Consider the following 24462-nt stretch of genomic DNA (forward strand, 5'->3'; position numbering starts at 1 on the left):
TTTAGAATTAGAGACCCTTTGGACCTCTGGTTTTGCTAAAAAACCACCCCGAAAAGAACTCTTGATTCGCAATAATTAAGAGGCATGTTAAAAATCCTATTCCCCAACTTTTATTTACGCGTCCCTCACAGTAAAAAAGCTGTATAAATACAGCAAGTTATTTTTACATAAAACTTACATGTTATCCGTAAAGGGTATAAGGGTAAATCCATTGAGCCCCCCATCTTTACGCTTCATAACGGAGTAAGCCGGCACTATCACCACAGTTTGCCAGCTCGTGGGTGTTGTTTACAGCCCTTGGTACTTGAGACGGTTCGTTTGAGGCATTTTTAATTCTTACTTAATAGTTTTTATCCATACGCCTCTTCCCACTTGTAACCTGCAAGAGATATAGTTTTGGTTGATTCAACATGGAATAAGTCTGAAATGAAAGAATCTTACGATATTCTGGATTCTCATTCAACATGTAAAAAATAAATTGTCTTTGTAAATCAATGTGTTGCCTTATGATAGAGTTGCTGTAGCATTGAGATTTTAGAGGAAAAATATGCCTTTAAGACTTTATAACAGATACTAAGTCTTTAATAGCAGGTATTTTAAATGTACATCATTTAAAATAAATAGAGCGTCCATAGCGAAAAGGTAGTCCCTTTAAATACGGATAAATGCTTATTCTGTTGTGCTGTAAAACGCTATTGTTTGCGGGTGTGGTGATATAAGACATAAAACTTTATACATGGGGTGTTTTGATAAGAGAGTGTGATGAATATTCAAGGGAGGGCTTGTTTATATAATTTTGTGAAAGGAACCATATGAAATGGGAAGCTGAGAAGGAGCTATTTTTGAAAAGGCGGATCGTTTATCAACCGGTTTGAGGAGGGGGGCATCCTTTTGGGTGTGGGGAGAAAGCCAAGAATAGGGCGTGTAGTACCCTATAGCTATGCTTTTAAAGCGTTTTAATTTTCATCACAAATTAAGTTTAAAATCGCTTTCTGCTTGACAGATGTGAGGACTCTAAAACTTTTTAAAAGCAAATATTCCTCTTTACTCGAGGCGATTTCATCATAATGGTACGGGGTGTTTTCTTTTTTGATGATATCAGTGTAAAAAAAGGCAAGTGGAACATTCAAAATATCGGAAATTTCCTTTAAACGTCCTGCGCTCACGCGATTTAAGCCTTTTTCATATTTCTGGATTTGTTGGAAAGTGACACCTAAATGATGCCCTAATGTTTTTTGAGACATTTTTCGCATTTTTCGCCTAAAGCAAATCTTTTTGCCTACAAAAAGATCAATATTAAGATTTTGAGCTTGCATTTTCCCCCTCCAAGTGCGAGCGCCCTCGCATTGGTATTCCGGGAGCTTGAAAACACTGAACCCTAGTCAGCATTTTGCTTTTAGTGCTTGGAGCACCTGGACATAGCAAAATCTCCCGGAATTCCGGGATACCCACATAGTGGGTTTATTTTTACGCTAGGGTTTCGGGTTTTCAAGACCCCTTTTGATCGTTGCGTATGCGATCAAAACATTTTTCGATTCATAAAGTAATTTTAGGAGATTGGCAATAAAAATAGTTTTTCTTGAGACGGATAGATTTTTTTAAATAGGAGGTTGTTTGCCTTTCAAACTTTTAAGGTTTGCTTACTCAACTCATGACATCAGATATGCATTTTACGAAGGTAAACCTTGGTTTTTAAGCTCAAGGCACCGCTTACGGTATTGCTCTTAACCAATAATCAAAATGACTTGTTTTGATGCGTCTGAGATATCATGATGATAGGGGAAAGCTTTTATGAGTAAAGAGCCCTCATGCAAAATAAACTCAAAACATTATAGATCTGATTGTTGTATACTCACATGTTTGTTTTAGAAGATATTTCTCAATGTTAGCGCCTATTTTACAATGGTGCTTCGTAAAGTATATAGCGTAAAAGCCTCTATGAATGGGATAAAAGCTATATTGCTATCTTTACTGAAAAAAAGATGCTCGGACGGCACATACTCTCTGCCAGTTCAAAATATTACGACAGTTTTTGCCTTTGAAAGGGAGCCTAAGAGCTATTTTTTCTTTCTTCACGTGTTTTTATCTGTACGCTCTCTGCTTATAATGTGTAAGCGAATAGGTTTTGATTGACTCAATATAAACAAATTTGAAATGAGAAAATATATTGGGCTTTCTCATGATGCATGTTTTTAAGAGGGGGATACGTTTATTTTCTCAGTGAAGAATTTGAGTATTTTAGATAAAAAACTCTATCAACGTCGTTGTTGTTAGAATTAAAATTTTTATGAGAAAAATAGCATTGGGGAATGATAAGCTTTTGCTATCAAGCATTTTAGAATTTTGCACAACTTAATGATAACTTAGTTATTTTATCATTTCTTATGATCTCTATAGACGATAAAAAGTTGGGATATGGTTTGAGAAAGCAGATGACACAAGTATTATCTTTCGGTAAGTAGTTTTGAAGTAAAAGACAGCTTTAAATGACAAATAGAGATAGGTGCTCCATGAATGAACTTACCCATATTGAGACTATTATAGCGCATTATGATGCTGTTTTTTGTGATGTGTGGGGTGTTGTGCATAACGGTGTACATGCATTTGAACCAGCGTTGAAGGCGTTGTATAAAATCCGACAAATGGGAAAAACTGTCATTTTATTAACTAATTCTCCTCGGCTACGGGAAGATGTTGCTGCTCAATTACAAAGCATGAATGTTCATAGCGACTATTATGATGCCATTATCACTTCAGGGGATGTAACGCGCGATCTCATTCAGACTGCTCCACGTAAAGTTTTTTTTATTGGTTCACAACGTGATTTGGTGCTGTTTGAAGGGTTAGAGTGTGAATTTGTTGAAGAATGGGAGGCTTCTGTTGTCGTCTGTAGCGGTTTTCTTGAAGATTTTGACGAAGAACCCTCTGCTTATGAGGAGATGTTTCGTCGCATGCGGTCGCGGAATTTACCTTTTATTTGTGCGAACCCAGATGTGATTGTCCATTATGGAAATAAAGAATTTTGGTGCGCTGGTGCATTGGCTCGTCTTTATCAACAATTAGGGGGGGAAGTGCGCATTGCTGGAAAACCTCACGCGCCTATTTATGAATGTGCCTTTGAAAAACTTCAAAAAATACGGGGAACAGTAGAAAAAAGTCAAGTTTTAGCTATTGGTGATGGTCTTTTAACGGATATTAAGGGGGCGGCTTACTTTGGTCTTGATGCCCTTTATATTATGGGGGGGATTCATCATTATGATTATACGCAAAAGGGTGTGGTTGATAAGCAAGCTTTGCATTCTTTTCTTGAACATCATGGTTATAAACCACAAGCAATCATGTGGGCACTTCAGTAATGACTAATTTTTTGCGTCTTCAGGGAATTCATATGTTTCCCTCGGCTTGGCGGGGAGCAGTGTTGGCACTTGGAAATTTTGATGGTGTTCATTGTGGGCATCAGGTGGTGTTGCAAAAAGCACTTGATTTCGCGCGTATAAAAAAGAAACCATCTGTTGTTTTAACGTTTGAACCCCATCCAAGAAGTTTTTTTCAACATTCAGCTCCTGTCTATCGTTTGACAGAGGCAGCTGAAAAAGCTGAAATTTTTAAAACCCTTGGTTTTGACGGCGTGATTGAACAGCCCTTTGATGCACAGTTTGCCGCTCTTTCAGCGGACGAATTTATTAAGTCGTTTTTAAAGGAAGTTTTTGATGTTTCAGTTGTGGTGACAGGCGAAAATTTTCAATTTGGTCATCAGAAAAGTGGAAATGTACATCTTCTTTGCCAAAGGGGAGAGAAATATGGATTTGAGGTTGTGCAAGTTCCTTGCGTTGCTCGTCCTCAAGAGTCACAATCTTTGATCATTTCCTCGAGTTTTATTCGGCAACTTCTCTCACAAGGGGAAGTGGACAAAGCAGCCCATTTGTTAGGGTATCACTATCGGATACGCTCCAATATTATTCAAGGTGAAAAACTTGGACGTCTTTTGGGATTTCCTACCGCTAATCAAATGTTGCCTCCCCAAGTTCGTTTGGCTCATGGTGTTTATGCGGTACGTTTGCGTCGTGCGAACGGTGTTTTGTATGATGGTGTTGCAAGCTTTGGTTGTCGTCCAACGGTTGTTAAGGATGGGGCGCCCCTTTTGGAAACCTATTTGTTTGACTTTAACGACGACCTTTATGGGGAAAGCTGTATCGTTTCTTTTTTCCAGTTTTTGCGAGGACAAGAAAAATTTGATGGGCTTGAACCTTTGATTGCGCAAATGCATCGTGATGAAAAAAAAGCAAAAGAAGTTTTAAAGACAGTACAACCATTATCAACGTTGGATAGGCTGCTTACTTTTAAAAATATGTCCTAAACTGATCTGAAAAAGAGAGAAGAGCTGTAAAAATAGCACTTAAAGTGATTATAATCACAAAGATATATTCCAAAACATCGTGGAATATATGTTGTTTCCGTTGTTGAGAGGGAGAATCGAATATCTGAAGATCTGATTTTGGCATCATTTTTTTCAAAGTTAACTTTATGGTTTTTGTTGTCATTCAAAACTTTACTGCTTGTTTCTTTCTGATCCGTTAAAACTCGTCATAAAAGATGCAGTAAAGAATAAGCAACCAGCCTATTTAGCAATAATAGACGTGAAGAAGGAGAAAGGCTGTTTTTAAAATTTCTTGCGATTTTAAGCTTATAGTTTGATAAAATTTAATTGATGACTTTTTTATTTTAAAAGGTTATTGTTTCTTTTTTCTAATTTGGCTTATTATGTCATTTATGCCGTATCATCGTTTATGATGAGAGTTGGTTCGTGTAACCTTACGCATGTGATATTTTGTATTATGTAATGAATATTTTTACAAAAGTTTTGTTTGTCGAGTCTTGTGAAGAAGATTAGTGGTCAGCAGCAGTTTTCGTGCTAACCAATCACGTAAACGAGAATGAAGCTGCTGGAAAATGCTTTAAGTTTCGTTTCTCTTGTATATTGTGATGGGGAATGCATATTAAGGAGACTGCGATTGATTGTAGATAAAAGAAATCATTGCGAGAAAGCAGGTGTATTGTTTCAAAATTTCTAATGCTTTTGATGGATAAAGGCACAATTTTGTTGTCGTAACACGTCAATCTTTCAGATTTTCAAGTTAAAAACTATCCATATATTTCCTTTGTCTTTCACAAATGTAACGCCTATAATGCAAAGGAAAGACAGTCTTGTAAGGATATGAAAACACAAAGCCAATAATGTTTTGTTGTTTTTTGATAGAAATATTGGATAAAAGTTAGAACATCTTTCCAATCTATGTTCGGTCTATTCATGACTTTATGGTGTTGTTTTTCTCATAAAACTTTTTGTTTAGCGATTCTCAACGCGAGCAGTATGTTTGAGATAAGGATTAAGGCGCTTTAGTGCTCTCTCTACTGTTACAGCTTTTGTATACCAGATGGGGAGAGTCTATTGCTATATTCATTTGGATAATCTCTGAAATCAATCTACAGCCTTATTGGGGAAAAATATGAAGTTATCAAGGGGAAAATCAGTTCAGATGACAGTCTTTTTTACATTCGGGTTTGCCACTTTCAAAAGGGTCCAGAGCAATATCTCTTAAATCATGAAAATAACAGCTTCAGGCTTTTGTTGTTCTTTGAATAGGATATCACGTCCCACAGGTAAAATAAAATGCTGGAATATCCTTGTTTTGCTAATTTATGCACTTCTTTTAAAGAAATATCTCTCAACGCTTCTCATATTCATTTTCATGATAGCTCTCATGAATGGTATCATACAAGTTTCGTTGAGCGCTATCATCTTTATGCCTAATAAAAGAGCAATCCGACACCATCCGTTATATTGACAAGCCTTTAGTGTTGTACAGTCTAGGCTATTTGAGAGCGCTTATGAGAGTTTTTTCTTAACTCGTTTTATTTCACACGAACACTTCCTGCTTATGACATGCAAGAAACACGCTTTTGATTGCGTCAATATAAATAGGCTTGAGAGAATCTTACGGTATTAGGATTTATCATTCAACGTGCAAAATAATTAATTGTTATAAATCAATATGTTGTAGTTAATCATAGATTATGGCTTACGGCTTTTTTTATAAAATACTCTGCATGCCTTTTATTCGGAATATAGGGTTTTCTTAGTGGTTTTACTGTCGTTTTAGGTGTCTGTGGCGTACGAATGAGTTCGTATTGGTAAAGGAAGAGAAAAAGAAGGTGGAGCAGTGATAAAAGGTGAGGTGAAAATAATTTTCTTCGATCATCATATGAATTTTCACGCATTTTTATGGCTTCGGGTGTGTATGCTTGTTGTATATTGAGGAGCAAAGCTTGCTTGTAGAGTTTTATGAAGTGGCAAGCCAAGGGAAAGGCGCAAGACAAAGATTATTGACAGATTGTTTTTTACAAATCGATGCGTATTTAAGAATCTTCGTCTTTTAAGGTGCGGAGGAAATGTGCGAACCCTCTGTTTAAAGACGCGCTAAACGATAAAGATGCAGCGAGCGTGATCCGTGATGACAATAGGCAAGAAGAGGCAGAGAGGCTGTTTTTAAAATTGTTTGCATGGCTTCAACAGCTGACTTTTCTATAGTTGGAGGAGAAATGGGAATGTGATAGGCTTTTATGCCATATTCATTTGCGACCGTTTTAATGCTAGAAAAGTCAGGTTGATGGAGCTCTTCGTGATCGGGGCGGTTACAGATAATTGTTTTAAAACCAGCTTGTGCCAATGTTTTGATATTTTCTATGCTAATTTGGGCGCTGATAAAAATATCAGGTTCAATTTGTTGTAAATTCATTTTTGTTTATTCCCAATTGCACGATCTTCACGATACCCTCTGGTCTGGTATATAGAAAGAACATAATGAAGGTAAGTTTTTCAGTGGCATCTTAACAAAAATATTCTTTTTGTCGAGAAAATCTATTTGGGAAAAATGAGCTGTAAGATGCAAAATATCTCACTCCGCAACATGTTCGTTATGCGATCTTATGAAAGACGGATGTTTGGTCTTTATGGATAATCTATAGTGTTTACTCAGCATAGACATTTCATTGTGTTGTTTGTTTACGCGTTTGCTAGAGGTACCCTTATTTCTCTTAAGCCCATTTTACTCTGTCGAGCGTCAAAGAGTATAAAATTCATGGATCACCACCCTTTTTATGCTTATGAAGAAGGAAGTCGGTACCATTGTTATATTTGCCAACCTCCAATATTGTAATAGTTCTTGGTACTTGAGATTCTGCATAAGAAGCATTTTAAATCCTTTCTTGTACAGTTTTTACCCACACGCCAGCCCTGATTGTACGTACAAGAGATATGATTTTGATTAATTTAATATAAGAGGCATGAAATGAGAGAATCTTCCTGATTTCGGCTCTCTCATTCAACGTGCAAAACAATGAATTCTCCTTATAGTTTGTTGTATATTCAGAGTGGAGCTTGTTTGTAGAGTTGCATTAAGTGGATTGCATGAAGGGAGAATCCCAAAAGGCCAGTGCAAAATAAGAAGCTGGATCATTTACAGCGCATTGTTTACAGATCGACATGGATTTAAGAATCTTCGTTTTAGGGTGGGGGGGGAAGAAGAGCATGTCTCTTTTAAATTTATTTTGTTATTTTCAAGAATATCATCTTCATAATGTTTTGCTCATGTTAAAGAATATTATAAAAAATTGCGGGCTATTGTTATTTATCCTGAAAATGGGAGAAATGATTATTTTGCACGTATTGGATGCTTGTTTCTTTTATTACTTTCAGTATAATCGTAAAAACGATAATACTGAAAGGCGTAATGGATGATCATTGGACTTTTGAATCAAAAGGGAGGTGTCGGAAAAACGACGTTGAGTGTTAATCTTGCTGCCAGTTTTGCACGTACTGGTACACGGGTATTGCTTATTGATGTTGACCCACAGGGAAGCGCATTGGATTGGGCTGCTGCGCGTGAAGATGCACATTTGTTTTCGGTTGTTGGTTTACCGCGTGCAACGGTTCACAAAGAGATTACACAGATTGGTCATGGTTATGATCATATTATTATCGATGGTCCTCCGCGTGTAACTGATCTTGCTCGTAGTGCTCTTATGGCTTCGGATTTGGTGCTTATCCCTGTTTTGCCTAGTCCCTATGATATTTGGGCAGCGGATGGAATTGTAAAGCTGATTGACGAAGCACGTGTTTATAAAGAAAATCTCAAATCTGCTTTTGTTATTAATCGTAAAATCGTCAATACAGCGATAGGGCGTGATGTGAACGAAGCTCTTGGCATATACCCCGTACATGTTCTTTCTTCTAGCGTTGCGCAGCGTGTGATTTTTGCAGAAGCAGCAGCACAGGGGAAGGCGGTTTATGAAGTTGATAAGCAAGGACCAGCAGCAGCAGAGATTGAAGCGGTTGCAGCGGAAATCAAGGAGTTAGCACGATGAATAAAAAAATTAAAATCGGCACAAAACCAACGAATAAATCAATCCCTTTAACAGCGGATGCATGGGTAGGAAGCCACAAAGGGAGCATGAGTGGAGGTATGAAGCGCCTCACGATTGATATACCAGAAAGTTTGCATCGGTTGATTAAGGTCAGTTGTGCAAGTCGTGGAACTAAAATAGCTGATGAGGTCCGCGAATTGCTTTCACAAAAATACGGAAAAGTGTAAAAAATGATACGATAATTTCGTTGCTTTGAATGCTTTTTCTAGAGATGATATTGATTGTTTTTATACGAAGTTAATAATAAAAGCGCTCTTCCTTTTTCACGATGGTTGCTTCATTCAAGTTGTTTTTCATAAGGTTCTGTATTATCTCATGAAAGAGCTATGAGTTTGCGAAAAATTCTCCGTTTCAAACTTTTCCCTATAAATGTGATAATCATCATACTACTTGTGACCTTATCCGCTAGATGAATAGATAAGTTTCTTCTTCCATAAAAATTATCTTGATAATGATTTAAAACATCAGGTTATTTTTTTGTTTATTTTACTTAATACATGCGTAAATAATGTAATTAAGAGTAGCGTTGATTATTTTTTTCTGTTATGCAGCAATCCGTTTTATTAAATTATATTCATGTTTATAAAGGGGGGGATAAAAATAAGTAAAATTTACTGATATTGACGCGCTATAATTTTTCCTAATAAACAAAAGAAGTCATTGAGTATATTATAGAAAATATTTCTTACATTTATATGATTTTATAGTCTTAAATAGTTAATGCCAGTTGTAATGGTACGCAAGGCAATAGGCTTTTTTCTTCAATTGGAATGTATAAGATCGCTTTTTTAGCATTTCTATTGGCTTTTAAAAAGTACAGGGGGACTTAAAGCTTTCTTTCTTTTCCGGTGGTTTAGAAATGATAAGAGCGCAATTAGTTGATTAAAAGCTGTATTCTTTCGTTTGCAGAGAATTTGCAATGGATATAGGCATGACGAATTTTGGGTAAGATATCGTGCTGCTTCTCGTTACCAAAAGGTTCTTGAAGGAAAAGAAATGATTAAAAAGCTTTTTGAGAATGTCAAGATATCAGAATTTTTGCTGAAGTTTTAACACTTCAAATACAAAGAGCTGCCGTGCAGATAATGTTACAAATGCAAGTCTGATAAATGAAAGGCAGTTTTCATGATTTAACATGTTTGCGTTGGAAGTGTACGTATTTGCAAAGGAAAGTAGACGCAAGGTCACAATATAGGAGGGGATGTGAACCCAAAGATATTGTTAATAAAATATTCGCGTACAGAAGTGGATTTTAAAATTTTTGAAAATGCACAATGAACCGAATGTACAATTTTAATCGGGTGCTAAATTGTGTCCTAAACTTTGTAAATTTGAAAAAGGGGAATTTATTGATGAATAAAGCCATTATTACAGCATTGCTGGTTTGTACTGGACTTGTCGTTTCTGGTTGTGAAAAAACTTATAGCGTAGCGGAATTTAAGAAAGATAAAACATTACTCGAAGAGTGGGCAAAAAAATGTGAAAAGCTGGATCAATCTTCTATGGAGAAATCTAAAAATTGCCAACATGCCAGACAAGCATATATGGAACTTATGTTTGGCATTCATTAAAAACATACAGTTCAATAAATAAGGAATTTTTAAGTTCTTGATTCTATTACATTTTTAGGCTCTCTCTAACTTTTAGAGAGTCTTTTTATGGCTTCAAGAATTAGTCGTTTACGATCAGTACTCTTTGTGTAAACGGATGCTATACTGTCATTTGTTCAGCCCAAAAGTGCTTTCAATTGTAGATAGTATTGCCTCCCAATGAGTTGTTACGTGTTACTGCTAATTTTTTAATGTTTTGGTTACATGTATTTAAAATATGAGATTAAATCTATCTTTGGGGTGTTTTTTTGCGTTTATCACAAATAAATGTTTCATCACACTAAGATCGTCTTTAAGTGTTGCGGCTAATTTCGGAAAAATTAGGAGGAAACATTTGTTTGGAAATTACGTTCTCTGTTTTAATAAAGAGAAAAACATTCTGAATAGAATTATTATCGTTTCATACTCAAATGTTTTTCTCAAACTATTTTTAAAAAATTTCTTTTGATTTGAGAATATTATAACATTAGTTAAGTTGTGAGGCCGTTTTGCTAGGACGGTTTTGCCGGATGTGTGAGGAATTGAGTGCTCTCCACATCTTTTCATTTTTCTCCTCTCTTTTCTGAGTTTGCAAGGTTTTTCCTTGTTATTTTTTTATCTTAATTGTGTCGTGATATTATCATGTTGAGCGGTGGAGCGCATATAAAACTTTACGTATGAGGTGTTTTTTGTTCTCGAGTGTGTGATGAATGTTTTTCTGAATAACACTTTGATTTATAAAAATAATTTAATTATTTTATGTTGAATAAGGATCTCGAATAACGTAAGCTTCTCTTATTCCAAATCTGTTCTCGGTTGAATTAATTAAAACCATCTTCTTGCATGGTACAAGCGGGGAGAGCCGTGTGGATAAAAACTGTTGAAGAAAGACGTAAAAATGCCTCTTATGAATTATCTCAAGTGCTAAAGGTTTGTTGGCAACATTTGGGGCTGAAAAAGTGTGTGATGCTGCTGGTTTATTCTTTCATAAGGGTAAAGATGGTGTTCAATAGATTTATCATAAGCTTCATGAAATATTATTCTTTAGAATTGTGATATGCCCTGAAGGGGAAATTTACTCAATAAAGAGACAAATTATTTACAGATCATATCTGATAGAAAATTTCGTTTTTTAAGGTGGGAGTGAAGTTAAGATTCAAGATAGCGTGAAAAGACGGACACTGATGGTTAAAAATGCATACAAAAAGCAGAGTTTATACTCAAATAGTTGCAAGCGATGTTTGAAATTGGGTGTGTGGTTTATCTGTAGAATTAAAATTCTGCTTTGCTCTTATGTGAAATTAAGATGCTCATTTGCACAGATTATAAAAAGCCAAAAGAGTATGCTTAGTATATTTCTATTACGAGAACTAAAATAACAACAAAAGTATTGATGGTGATAATCAAGGTTGAATAAAGCATAGCGGCTTTTACGAGATCAGCCATAAAAACCTCTTTCTGTTCTTTTTGAGGTGATTTTATGAATAACAATATGTTACAATCTGTAATATATGCTGATACAACATATTCGGCAAGCTTAAAATCGTTCCTTTTTTTATAAAAGCTTAAGGAGTTGGAGTATTGTGAATCCTAAAAAAGAAAGCTTTAAAAGGACTATTGATTGATTTTGTAAGTTTTGTGTTGCTGGAAACTTTTTTATCCTGTTATGCTATAAAGCACTGTCATTTATAACGGTAATATAAGACATATAAGTTTTCTTGGAACGTTTAAGTATTTTTTAGTGTACAGTGAATATTCGTAGGTTTATTTGTTGAGCCTTTCGTTTAAGTGAATCAGATGAGGGGAAAGTCAGGAGAAGATCGTTTGACAAAAATTCGAACTGCGTACAGAGCCGATTGAGTTAAGATCTTGGTCCTTTAAGGTGAGCGGCGGAAGACAAAAATGTTTTCTGATCGTTTATCTCATAGAAAGATTGGTTAATGCTGCTCTAATGGGGCATGTTTTGCACAAAAGTAAAGAACGCTCCAAACGAAATATACTTATGTTGTATATTAGTATATTTGTATTGCATATTTATGTACTTGTTTTAGAGAAGTATCTCTTAACGCACACGAAAGACATTTTACGATGACACTCGTAAATGGTATAACGGTAAATGTGAATAGTATAACAGTAAAGCTCTCGTGAAATAATATAAACTTTGAATAATATAAAAATCTATAAAATGCTATCATCTTTATACTTATGAAAGAGCAAGTCACAATCATCGTACGCTTGCTTCCAATGTTTATTATAGTTCTTGGCATTTGCTAAGGTTCATAAGAGGCATTTTTCTTTCAGCGTATTTTATCAACACATCAGGGCGTTGTTTGTGATGTGCAAGCAAGTGATTTTAATTTATTCAACATGGAATAGATTTGAAATGTGATGATTATGAAAGAGAAGAGCTGCATTTAAAAGGTTGAAAACGAGAGAAAGATCGTAAACAAAAATTGTACCTTGATTATAAAATGATTGTTTCTCTGTTTTTATACCAGTAGCACATGAAAAGTCGCGATATTAAGAGCAAACTGTGTTATGGAATGAAATAATCTGTAAGAAGATGCTGTGAAAATTCTGAAAATATCAATGGGGGAGCGTTAAGCATTATGCATTGGATAATATTTTGATTTATAGATGATAATCTATCGTTATTCAACTTGAATTAGATCCCTTAATACTGGAAATTTTTTCATTCCAAATCTGTTTCGTGGTGAATTAACCAAAACAATGTCTTTTGCAGTTACAAGCAGGGAGCTCCCATGCGCAGAGAAATTGTACAAGAAAGGCCATGCTTTATGAACCGTCTCAAGTGCCAAGGGTATCAGAACATAAGGGGTTAGAAAAATATGTGATGGTGCTGGCTTGCTTCTTTTTATTAAGCGTAAAGATGGAAAGTGCTCAATGGATTTTATACATGTCATGGAAGATTTATCATTATACCATTGATGGGCCGCGGTGCGAAATAGGCTTGGGTGTACTTAAGAGATATTTCTTTAAAACAAGCGCGTGAATATGCGATTGAAGACGTATCGAACTGATTGGCTAAGAAACTCTTGAAAAGGTTCAAAAAATCTTATATAGTCATTCATTGCAAAGAAAAGCGAATGATAATTTAAAAAAGGAAGATTGATGGCTGTTTAGCTATTTGAAGATGTCTTTTTTTATATTGCTGTATGGCTGATCTGTTCAAAAGAACATTCTTTTTGTGTTTTATGCGAAATACTGCATGTGTGCAGAACGAGCATGGGAGAGGGGGTGTCCTTTTGAATGGGTGCAAACTGATCTTGTCGGGCGCCATCTTATGGGGCGCAGGAAGGTATACAAGTTTAAGTGCAGAGAGAGAGCCATAAGGTTATGGAGGGTAAAGTGCTTCTATCAGTAAAATGCTGAAATTTTTAATGGGCTTACGTCCTTATATGCTGCAAGATAGGCTGCGGTTTTTTGTCGGCAGATATTTTTTGTGGCTGAAGTTGTCGTGAAAGCATTGTTATTTTCTGTTGAAGATGAGCTCGTGATAAAATCGGCAAAGATAAAATCGGCAAGGCGAAATAGACAGAGCAAATATGGAAATTTCGATATTGCTGTAAGGTTTAAGTCTATAGCGTTTTTATGGATTAGTATAGCCGCAATGATGGTTTTGGAGCAAAGCAAGAAAAATATTTGAGAGAACGCGTTGAAAGTTGAAGTGGTATACGCTTTGAAGGATTGTCGTGCTGTTGTTTGAGCAATGTTTGCACCACGAGCTTGGTTGAGTGTATCAGCATTGAAGAGAACCTGTTTAGTCTCCCTCATTTGAAAGTAAGATTGAACAATAGTGTTGAAGGGGAAGTAAAAATGTCTGTAGTGCAATATGGTGATGATAGTTTTGCGGCAAAAGCAAAAGTTCTTGATAACAACCTTATTGATCGTGATTGGGCGATGACAAAATTTGTTGCTGCTGTTAAAGGATTAGCTCAAGTTGTTGATTATGAAAGCAATATGCTAGAGAGCAGTGGTGTTCCAGATTACGAAGAAATAAATTTGCGTAAAATACGTGGTTTGCGTGATCTTAATAAATCCATGAGTGATGTGAAGCGCTATATGAATCAAGATATTGAGCATGAGGTTGAAAGTTTGTTGTCTGATTTACAAGAAAAATTACAGCGTAATAGTGAATTACTTCAAACACATTTAAATGCAGTTAATGATCTTTCTAGAGCTATACAACTATCTGGACGTGCAAAAGAAATAGAGGAATGATCAAATCTGCTTAATACGGGCTGTTCTAAGTCATGACAATGATTAGGTAGGGCAGTTGATTTGGATAAATAGTGCGTTTAGTGAGTAGACGTGTTTTAAGCGCATTTTGGTATTTAAATTATTATCCTGATGTACTGTAAAACGCTGTTCTTAAAACAATGTCTTTTAAGCTGTCGTGATGTGAACCGCATGCGGTGAGAAGCTGGCTAGAAGAGAATTCAGAGAAGGCGGATTATTTACAGAGAATTGTTTGCAGACTAAGTCAGTAGGGAGCTTCATTTTTTAGTTTAGGGAGAGGCGCGATCAAGAGAATATTTAGACCAGCCTGTGATGCCTTAAAAACAGCTTCCTTGGGGTGTGGTAATGTAAGGTTTATACATTGAGTCTTTTGCTTGCATTTAGCAGATCTGGCAGCGACTTACTCTTCCTTGCTTTAAGGCAAAGTACTATCAGCGCTGGAGTGTTTCACGGCCGAGTTCGGGATGGGATCTGGTGCGTTCACTCCGCCATAACCACCAAGTCAGCAAAAAGCATGAATGATGAAGAGTATGTGATGAATATTGCCTATAAGCTTCATGGAATATTGTCCTTTAAAGTGTGGTGATATGACGCGGTTCGTTGTTTAAATCTATATGCTTGAGATAAAAATTAAAGCGGTTTATTATTTCCTTCTGCTGTTTTTAGTTTTTGTATGTCAGATTGGAGAGAGCATCCAGATCTGAGTGGATATAGTGCGTATATCTTTGTTGGCGTAATATTTGAAATGGGGAGGCAATCTCATTGGGAAAGAATAAAGAGGTAGAAATCAGCTTCCCTCTGTTCCGCCGTTCTTTAATTTAGCTTTATGTCTTTCAAAAGTATCTAAAGCACTATCTGTTAAATAATGAAGATTCCGCATTGTTTCACGCTTTTTTTATTGTGTTTTTTACTGCGGGCATGTCCTTCATGCACGACAAAATACTCAAAATAGAATGGATTTGTTATTCCTAATTCACGGCCTTGTTTTAAAGAGATATCTAAGCTCTCAAGTCTATTTCGTGATGGTGTTTGTGGGGCGGCGCAACGACATCTTTGATGCAACGGTGCTTGTGAATGGTATAATAAGAAAGTTCCCATGGAAATAATATAAAATCTATAGGGCGCGACCATCTTTATGCTTAATAAAAGAGCAAGTTGATATTGTTATATTTTTCAACACTGTCATATTCTTTGTTTGATCCCAATGTTGCTACAGCCCTTGGCACTTGAGATAGTTCATTAGAGGCATTTTTAATCCTTTCTTAATAGTTTTTTATCCCTATGGCTCTTCCCCCTTGTCACTTGTAAGAGATATGGTTTTTGTTGATTCAACATGGAACAGGTCTAAAATGAAAGAATCTGACGATATTCTGGATTCTCATTTAACATGGAAAACAATTAATTGTCTTTATAAATCAATATCTTGTCTTATAATGGAGCTGCTGTAGCATTGAGATTTTAGAGGAAAAACTTGCCTTTAAGAATTTATACCAGATACTAGTCTTTATAGCAGGTATATTAAATGTACATCATCTAAAATAAATGGAGCGTCCACAGCGAAGAAGGGGCTGACTTTTTTTAAATCGGCATGAATGCTTATTCTGTTGTGCTGTAAAAACATCATCGCTTGAGGTGTGGTGATAATATAAGACATAAAATTTTATGCATGGGGTATTTTGATGAGAGAATGTTATGGTATTTAGTTTTTTATTCAATATGCAAAAGAAATATTATAAGTCAAAATCTTCTTTGATGTGATAATGATTTTTGAGAATTAAAAAAATATATAAATTTAAATAAAAAAGCAGCACTTTGTGCTGCCTTTTTTATTTAAGTTAAAATTAACTTCTGCTTTAGAAACGATAACGTATTCCGCCAGACAAATTGGTGCCAGATACACCGGCTTTTTGCAGTTTTTGCCGATAGCTGATATCGGCGTTTAGTACGATATTTTGAGAAAGATATGCATTCACCCCCATGCCTCCCTCAACTGAAGAGCCGGTAGGATCAACATGAAAGGTATCAGCAATTTTTATTGTTTTACCATCGCCAAAAGTTCTGATAACATTCATTTTACCATAGAAGGAAACAGCCTTGTTTTCTTCAACAGCCATTATCGTTTTTGTTAAACGTCCACCAAAACGGATCAACCATTGATGTGGATTGCCCATGTCTACTTTTAAGCCATTGGTATCTGAGAAAATATCAAACATGAGATTTTGATAAATGAATTGAGCTTGTGGTTCAAAGACAAGCCCTTTTGTATCGGTTGCTAATTTCTGACCAATGGTTGCAGATATATTAAGCATCTCGGTACCATCCAATTTTGCGGCATTCCCAACAAGAGCTGTGGTAATATTTCCTTTTAAGGTTCCGTAAGAAAGAAGAGCGTTGACATATATACCATTGCTATGCTGGATGCCGCTATAAGCGGTAAGTGACCATTTATCAAGCGTTGTCTTTTCAGAATCTTGCATCTCTTTTGGCGTAAAGGCAAGCTTTCCGTACGTTCCTAAAAGACCAAAATGTGCGCTTATGTCTTTGCTTTCTAAGGCGGCTAATATGCCCCCTAATTGTAAGGCAGTATAGTTTACATCAGCACCATAACCATAGTGCAGTGGATCGCGGTTGGAAGATAGGGTGACCTTCTCGCCGTAGGAAGAGAAAAAGATACCATTCTTTTTATTGTCTTTTGCCCCAAATACTGTTGTTTGCATATTGTCTAACAACGTGTTTTGATTGTTTACATCAGTAAATCCAGCAGAAAATAAAGTATTAGATATGGTTAAATAGTTTGCTACCTGTGGTAAAAGGGCTCGAACTTTTTTGTCTTTATCAATGTAGGCATTCTGTAAGCGGAAATCCCAGAAATCACTATTCTTCTTGCCAAAAAGATTTTGGCTCTCATGAGATGTTCCAGGCTTATAGCCTGTGAGTACATATTTATAAGGTTGTTTCCCTATTGTCATATAGTTTCCTGCTAACGTGAAGGAATTTTCGTTTGCTTGTCCGGAAACTTGAATGATTGAAATCCCATGTGTCCCTAAAGGAAGTGAAGCCATCGTCTCTTCCCAAACAGCAGAGCTATCGGTTTGGAGATTGATGTGAACAACAGTACTTCCTGAGACATCACCATTAATCACAATGCGATCAGTTTGTTGTTCCGTGATAGGAGAATGTTTATCCCATTGAGTGTTTACATAAATCTCTGCAAGACCCGCTGTACTATAAATCGCTGCTGTGTGAGTTGTTTCGTCTTCTTGCAAAAGATTAGGTCCTATAAACAGAGTTTGATAATGTCCCTCAATGGGCTTGTCAAACATAATGGCACTGTTTGTAAGGTGCAATTCAGAAAGATTAGAGTATGATTTTTCATCAACACCAAACTGTCTATAGTCATTTAAAATATTATCATTATTTGTGGCATTTTTATTCGCCTTTACAAGCCATTTAGTCCTCTCTTTTAGATCAAAAACTGTTCTATTATCTTTAGAAGTTCTTACCCGACCTTCTAAAGAAGTGTGGTCTGCAACTAATGTAATGGTGTTTGTGGAGGCACTTTCGTTCTTGATATTTTTTAATAAAATATCGGCATGAACTTCTGAATTTTTAAGGTTGACTTCCCCGTTTACGCCTGTTCCATAAAGGTTGATACCGCTACCATGTTCAACGAAAAGCTTTGTATTCTCTAGGGTTACTTTATCAGCAATATTGGCTACATCTTGTTCTTGAACGGCATTGGTGTTCCTTTCAGCATTGCGTGTATATCGTTTTCTAGGGGCATTATACGGATTGTTGCGGAAAATAATACCGTCTGCTTCATAATTTCCCGTGACATGGACGCTTGAATCCTTAAGTTTGATTGTGCCCTCTATGTTTACCAAACCAGCTGTTTCTGCTGTTACAGTAATGCCTGTAGCATCAATTTCTCCACCATCTGATACGCTTAGTGCAACAAAACGCGCATCAACTGTTCCCCCTATCATGTTGACTTTTGAATTATTTCCCTCTGCATGTACAGCAAAACCATTGTCTTGAATTTTTTTGTTATGTAGCGTTATGATCTTACCGTTTTTAGCTTCAACTCCAGCGCTTATATCCTCAATTTGTGTAGACTTTTCAGGTTGTTTTATTGGTGATATTGGTTTTTCAATCTCTGATTTTTCAGATATTTTTTGTGCAGATGAAGATTGCACTGGCGCTGGTTTTGCAGAGCTTGGTGGTACCAGTAATGCTGGGTTTTCAGTTTCTACTCTTAAAGATATTGGCTGTGCGAGTTCTGGTTCATTAGATGTTGGTATTTGCTCTGTTGTTGGTTTTGTAGGTTCCGTTCTTGTAGGTTCAGACTTTGTAAGTGCTGGTTGTAAATTCGGTGAAGGTTGTGTAGGTTCTGGCTGTGAAGACACAGCAGAATTCGATAGTGTTTTTTCGCTGGAAGAGTCTGCAGAAGAGGAGGGCGCCCCTGAACGTCTTCTAGATTTTGCTTCCATTCCTGTTGTTGAAGATTGTATAATAGGAGTGTTTTGTGTTGTAGGGTTAGATTGTACACCTTCTGTAACTTTAGTCTTTGGTGTTTGTGTACTTCCTTGACTAAGATCAGAGTTTTGTTTTGAAGAAGAAATTATATTTCCAGCTGAATTTCCTTCAAGTTGTGTTTTGGGAGGTAGAGTGCTTGTAGAAGTAGGCGTTGTAAGTTCACTTCCTGTAGAAATAGGGCTTGCGCTCGTTCTTGTGGAGCTAGGTGCTGTAGGGGGAAGGAGGCCATTAGGGGTTGAAGATGGATATGATGGCATAACTTGTCCGATTCCATCATATAGATCTTTATACGGATCAAAAACTCCGGATAGATTTATTTGTGACTTGACACGAGCAGGTTGTAGAGAAGAAGAATCTATCGTTGTTGATGGATTTGTACTATGAATAGCATAAGACATACTGGTGAAAGAACAAAACAGAACTCCAGAAACTGTGTATAGTAAGAAGCTTTTTTTCATATGGATGTATTCCTAAAATATTTCTCCCCTCTCTCATAAAAAATAAAACTTTGGCCTCATTATGTCTCTTTTGTAAGAGACAAAACGAAACATAATGAGAGCGCGTTATATTTCAAGATAGGAATACAAGTATTTTTAAAAGTGATAGCGCATTCCAGCGGCAATATTTATTGCAGAGATGCCAGCTTTTTTGAATTTATGTTGATAGCTGATATCACTATGAAGCTCTATATTTTGCGATAAGTGCGCCTGAATACCAAAACCACCTTCAATTAAAGATTCCATAGCAGCAAGCGAAAAGTTTTCACTAAAAGTTTTGATCATGTTCAGTTTTCCGTAGAAGGAAAGGGCATGGCCTTTGTTTTGTGTCAAACGTCCACCAATACGGAGCAACCATTGATGAGGTTTGCTTATGTCTATTTTAGAGTTATCGTCATCTGAGAAAGAGCTCCTATCTGATAAAGAACCAAGCATGAGACGTTGATAAACAAGTTGTGCTTGCGGTTCTAGGATTACACCTTCCAAACTGGTTGACAGTTTTTGACCAACAGTTGCAGCGGCTCCTAATGTTTTACTATTCTTCACTTTTGAGGTATGTTTGATGAGAGCTGTAGCGTGATTTTCTTTGAAAATTCCATAAGAGAGAAATGCACTTGCATAGATGCCACTGTCATGCTGAATATTTCCATATGCGGTGAGTGACCATTTATCAAACATATTTTTTTGAAAGCTCTCCTTGTTTTTAGGAGTAAAAGATAATTTCCCATATGTTCCGAAAAGACCAAAGTTGCTGCTGATATTTTGATCTTTTAGCGCTATTAGTGTTGCTCCTGCTTGCAATGCAGCATAGCGAATATCTGCTTGGATACCATCTTGTTTTGCTTGAACCTTAGAAGAAAAGGTGCTTTTATTGCCATAAGAGGATAAGAAAACGCCTCTCTCTGGATGATCTTTGGGTTCAAACATTGTTATTTGCATATTGTCTAACAAGATATTTTGATTGTTGACATCACTAAACCCAACAGCAAACATCGCAATAGGCATGGTTAAAGAACTTTCTCCTTGTGGTGTAAGAGTTGTGCTTTTTTCTGTTCCATCAAGAGAAGTAGAAGCTGCGGTTGCTTTATCGTCATCTGTAAGTTTAGAGGTGCTCTCTGTAGCCGCGGTAGCGGTATTCTCAACCTTTGGGAGCAATTTCATATGCGCTTTTTCTGATGTATTAAGAGTCGTTTTTGATTCCGAGGAAGTGGTGTTTGTTTGGGGATCAATATCAGATTGCGAATTTTCATTTATTTTAGGCTGTCTCATTCCATGATCTGTTCTTGTGAATGAATTGTCCGTTGGAGGAGGGGATGTTTTTTCTTTTCTCTCCACGTTGGTTATTCCATCCGCGTTCAAAGTCTCTAATACTGCTTTGCGTAAAGTATTGGAAAGTTCCTTGTTTTGTCCTTGTAAAGCACTATCCACTTGTGCTGCTTTATGTAATATTTCTGCTTTATTTTGCAGTTTGTGCCAATCGCGATTGTCTTGGTTCACCCATTCTTGGCGCGCGGCATTAATACGCCGTTGATTATCGGCTTCAAGGATTGCTGCCGCCTTTGCGGCATCGGAAACTGCTTTGTCGTAGCCACGTAATAAATTTTCTCTTGTTTTTAATCGATTCTGACGTAATTGTCCAAGTTTTGCTCTGGCTTGCATCATGATTTGCATATCTTGATGGTGTTTGTTTGCCATGGCTTGGGCACGTATATTATCCATTTCACGGTTCACCACGTTTATATGAGCACCAGAACCATAACGACCTGCACCTGCAAAAGAGCTGTTAATCGTATCTCTTACACGATCCATATGATTTTCAAGTGCTTGGTTGAAGTGCGCATTATCTTCCATCATGGCGCCAGAGGCTATCTTTTCAAGATTTTTTTCTGCTTGTGTTGGTGTGTTTATTAAATCAATAGCATGGCGATATTGTTCAGGTAATTTCATAATCCCTTCAATGGCATGGCGTTCCTGGGGGCTTAGAGCAGAGGCGGTGCTGGTAGATGTGAAATTAAAAGAAGAAAAAAATAAAGCACAAGCGGCTGTACATAACAAAAGATTCTTATGCATAGAGATGTTCCTTAAGATATTTTCTTTATTTTGCTAAAAATGAACCACTTTTTGACACATTACGGTTTTTTGTAATGTAGTTAAGCAGCACTGTTTTCATCTCAGCGCTGCTTATGCGTTAAAATAGAGAGCTAAGATTTCTAAAAGCGATAACGCATTCCTCCGGAAAAATTAATTCCAGAGAACCCGGCTTTTTGAAGTTTATGTTGGTAATTAATGTCAGCATGAAGTGCGATATTTTTAGAAAGCTGCGCGTTAATGCCAAGCCCACCTTCAAGGGAAGAGCCCATAGAATCGAGATGGAAAGATTCCATAACATCGATAGTGCGCTCCTCACCAAAAGCTTTGATGACATTCAATTTACCATAAAAAGAAAGAACACGATCTTTTTCAATAGGAAGCATTGTTTTTGTTAAACGCCCTCCAATACGGACCAACCATTGATAAGGGGGCTTTATATTAACTTGGAAGCCATCAATATCTGAAAGAGTGCCAAAGGCAATATGTTGATAAATAAGTTGTGCTTGTGGTTCAAAGGACACTCCTTCAACACCAGTTGCTAGTTTTTGTCCAACGGTAGCTGATATATTTAATGTATCCGTATTGTTTAATTCTGTGGTGTTGCCGATAAGGGCTGTTGTAATATGTCCGTTTAAAATGCCGTAAGAGAAAAATGCATTAACATAGAGACCATTGTCATGGTGGAGATTCCCATATGCCGTAAAGGACCATTTATCCAGTATGCTTTTGTCAGAACCTTCCATGTCCTTTGGCGTAAAAGCGAGCTTTCCATACGTGCCTAAAAGACCAAGATTCGCGGTTATATTTTGATTTTCTAACGTTGTTAATGTCATGCCTGCTTGTATAGCAGCATAGTGAACATTAGCACCATAACCATATTCCAATGGACTACGGCTGGAAGATAACGTCATCTTGTTGCCATAAGTCGATAAAAATATCCCTTTTTGTTTATGACCTTCTAATCCAAAAACTGTTGAGTGCATATTATCTAACAGTGTATTTTGATTGTTTATATCAGCCAAGCCAGAGGAGAATATTGCATTATGCATAACCAAATAGCTTGCCATTTGAGGAACAAGAGCTTTGATTTTTCCTTCATCATCAAGAGTCGCATTTTGTAGACGGAAATCCCAAAACTCTTCACTTTCTTGCAAGAGACTTTGCTGTTTGTCAGCTCTCCCACGGCTGGATGTTGGTCCATAGCCATTTAATACATATTTATAGGGCAATCCACCCATTGTAGTGTAGCCATTTGCCAGCGTGAAGGCGGCTTCCTCTGCTTTTCCAGACACCTGAACAAGTGAGAGACCACGCGCATTCAAAGGAATTGAAACTTCATCATTATCGAATGGTTCTGCACGCTTTGAAAGATTGTTGAAATAGATCGTTGTGGTGCCTGAGACATTACCATGAACGAGAACACGGTCAGTTTTTTGTTGTTCTTTTATAAGACCATTACTCCATTCGGTATTAAAGTAAATCCTTGCGTTGCCCAATGCATTGTAAACCGTTGTTGCATCGAAGCTTCTGTTTTGCTCTGCTTTTGCAGCTTCAGCTGTTGGCTGTTTTCCCACATGCAAGGTTTGATATTGATTGTCTGCTAGTTTATGCGGCGCATTAAATATAATAGAGCTATTATTAAGGTTCAATACTGAGACAATAGACTGTGCACGTTGTTTAATATCAGTGAGCAAGTATCCTTTAGAGCTGTCAAATTCTTTGTCTACTTCAAATTGACTAATCTTTAGGGACCACTTGCTGTTATTGTTGAGAGTAAAAATCGTTGTATTTTGAGGTAAAGTCTTTGCTCGCCCTTCTATAATCGAATTGTCAGCGCTTAATATAAAAGTGCGAGGATCGATATCTTTTGAGTTTTCTGGGATTTTATTTTTTAATAATATATCAGAACGAATTTCTGAACTTTTAAGTTCTACCTCAGCAACAGATTTTGCATAATCTGGTCCTAGAATACCAATACCATTTTCAACAAGAAGTTTTGTGTTGGTAAGAATTGCTTTATTGATAACTTTTTCGCCCTCTTTTACTTGGGAACTTGGGATGTAATCAAAAAGGATACCACGACTTTTGTGATGTCCGGAAACATTTATGATTGAATCTTCAATATGGATGATGCCGTTTGAAATTTCTAAACCACGGGAATTTGATTTTCCTACAGTTTTTTTAGCATGAATACGTCCACCTGTTGTTGCGGTAAATAAATTTGAGTCTGAACGCATTGTTGAATTTGTAATGGTGATAAAGGCTTTGTCATCAGCAACCACTGTTGTATATGCGCTGCGGATAAAAACGTTATTAAAGGTTTTTTCTTCTCCTGCTTTATCCGCACGAGCCATAACCATTGTAGGAGCTGATGTATTTGCATAAGTTGAACCGAAATGAGAAAAAATCAAAGTTCCAGCAATTGTACATAACAAAAAATTTTTCTTATAAATATATTTCTTACACATAGATATGCCTTTAGTATTTGGTATGCTTTGATGCTTACTTCATTCCCCTGATGGCGCAAGTACCCAGACAGTTTCTATATCATTATGTTTTTATTGTAAACAACAAAACGAAACATTGCGTCGTGTTCTTTATCGTTTAAAAAATGATTTTAGAAGAGCTTTTAAAATAGAGATTGCAGTTAGAAACTATGAATTGCAGAAAAGCTAGATTGATCAGTATTCCGTTTAAAAGTGTTAAGAAACAAAATATTTTGCAAGGATGTTTGTTGCTTAAGGCTGTTGTTATGGAAACTCTACAAAGTTTTTGGAGAAGCTGTTGTTGTGTGCTTACAAAAAGCTTTTAATTGATTTTCTTACACAGAGAATTATTTATTACGTGTTTTAAAATACAAAAAAATTTATTAAAAGCATTTTATTTTTATAAATCAAAAAGGCAGCTCTCTTGAGAATTCAGTATTCATTTAGAGATAACAGATTTTATTACATTTGGTTTGAGTGAGATTAATTGGCTCAAGAAAGGTGGTAGAAAGAATAGTT

General features: G+C 36.5%; 12 protein-coding genes and 1 rRNA gene. 6 read left to right on the forward strand and 7 right to left on the reverse strand.

Annotation, left to right across the window (positions count from 1 at the left end):
* Positions 1-956: 956 nt before the first annotated feature.
* Entirely contained in the window at positions 957-1316 is a 360-nt protein-coding gene (locus ACFINH_RS06545; protein WP_375632441.1) for a helix-turn-helix domain-containing protein, read from the reverse strand.
* A gap of 1194 nt (positions 1317-2510) precedes the next feature.
* Here ACFINH_RS06545 and ACFINH_RS06550 point away from each other — a divergent pair.
* Both ACFINH_RS06550 and ACFINH_RS06555 read left to right on the forward strand, forming a co-directional pair.
* Positions 2511-3356, forward strand: a complete 846-nt coding sequence (locus ACFINH_RS06550) for a TIGR01459 family HAD-type hydrolase (RefSeq protein ID WP_375632442.1) — start codon at positions 2511-2513, stop codon at positions 3354-3356.
* Positions 3356-4357, forward strand: coding sequence for a bifunctional riboflavin kinase/FAD synthetase (locus tag ACFINH_RS06555; protein WP_375610591.1), 1002 nt, complete (start codon positions 3356-3358; stop codon positions 4355-4357). Before ACFINH_RS06550 ends, ACFINH_RS06555 begins: the two co-directional genes overlap by 1 nt.
* A gap of 2110 nt (positions 4358-6467) precedes the next feature.
* Here the strand turns inward: ACFINH_RS06555 and ACFINH_RS06560 are convergent.
* Entirely contained in the window at positions 6468-6797 is a 330-nt protein-coding gene (locus ACFINH_RS06560) for a TIGR01244 family sulfur transferase (RefSeq protein WP_375613563.1), read from the reverse strand.
* A 997-nt stretch (positions 6798-7794) separates the two neighbouring features.
* On the opposite strand from ACFINH_RS06560, the gene parA reads away from it, so the two are divergent.
* The 3 genes from parA to ACFINH_RS06575 all read left to right on the forward strand — a co-directional run bounded on the left by parA (position 7795) and on the right by ACFINH_RS06575 (position 10055).
* Complete coding sequence (parA, locus tag ACFINH_RS06565) at positions 7795-8424, forward strand: ParA family partition ATPase (protein ID WP_375632443.1); 630 nt, start codon at positions 7795-7797, stop codon at positions 8422-8424.
* Entirely contained in the window at positions 8421-8651 is a 231-nt protein-coding gene (locus tag ACFINH_RS06570; protein WP_273790969.1) for a plasmid partition protein ParG, read from the forward strand. Before parA ends, ACFINH_RS06570 begins: the two co-directional genes overlap by 4 nt.
* Positions 8652-9836: 1185 nt before the next feature.
* Positions 9837-10055, forward strand: coding sequence for an EexN family lipoprotein (locus tag ACFINH_RS06575; RefSeq protein ID WP_375632444.1), 219 nt, complete (start codon positions 9837-9839; stop codon positions 10053-10055).
* 3396 nt (positions 10056-13451) lie between these two features.
* On the opposite strand, the gene ACFINH_RS06580 is transcribed toward ACFINH_RS06575, so the two are convergent.
* The gene (locus ACFINH_RS06580) at positions 13452-13868 is read right to left on the reverse strand and encodes a hypothetical protein (protein WP_375621546.1); all 417 of its coding nucleotides are present in this window, start codon (positions 13866-13868) and stop codon (positions 13452-13454) included.
* 42 nt (positions 13869-13910) lie between these two features.
* On the opposite strand from ACFINH_RS06580, the gene ACFINH_RS06585 reads away from it, so the two are divergent.
* Positions 13911-14315 (forward strand): flagellar protein FlgN, encoded by a 405-nt coding sequence (locus ACFINH_RS06585; RefSeq protein WP_273790974.1) that lies wholly within the window; start codon positions 13911-13913, stop codon positions 14313-14315.
* 405 nt (positions 14316-14720) lie between these two features.
* Here ACFINH_RS06585 and rrf read toward each other — a convergent pair.
* The 4 genes from rrf to ACFINH_RS06605 all read right to left on the reverse strand — a co-directional run bounded on the left by rrf (position 14721) and on the right by ACFINH_RS06605 (position 23925).
* Positions 14721-14835 (reverse strand): 5S ribosomal RNA (rrf, locus tag ACFINH_RS06590).
* Positions 14836-16186: 1351 nt separating this feature from the next.
* Positions 16187-19327, reverse strand: a complete 3141-nt coding sequence (locus tag ACFINH_RS06595; RefSeq protein WP_375632445.1) for an autotransporter outer membrane beta-barrel domain-containing protein — start codon at positions 19325-19327, stop codon at positions 16187-16189.
* A gap of 135 nt (positions 19328-19462) precedes the next feature.
* Positions 19463-21436: an autotransporter outer membrane beta-barrel domain-containing protein gene (locus tag ACFINH_RS06600; protein ID WP_375632446.1), complete on the reverse strand. Its 1974-nt coding sequence runs from the start codon at positions 21434-21436 to the stop codon at positions 19463-19465.
* A gap of 140 nt (positions 21437-21576) precedes the next feature.
* Positions 21577-23925: an autotransporter outer membrane beta-barrel domain-containing protein gene (locus ACFINH_RS06605; protein ID WP_375632447.1), complete on the reverse strand. Its 2349-nt coding sequence runs from the start codon at positions 23923-23925 to the stop codon at positions 21577-21579.
* Positions 23926-24462 lie beyond the last annotated feature (537 nt).

The organism is Bartonella sp. AA74HLJMH (assembly GCF_042197045.1).
Lineage (GTDB): Bacteria > Pseudomonadota > Alphaproteobacteria > Rhizobiales > Rhizobiaceae > Bartonella.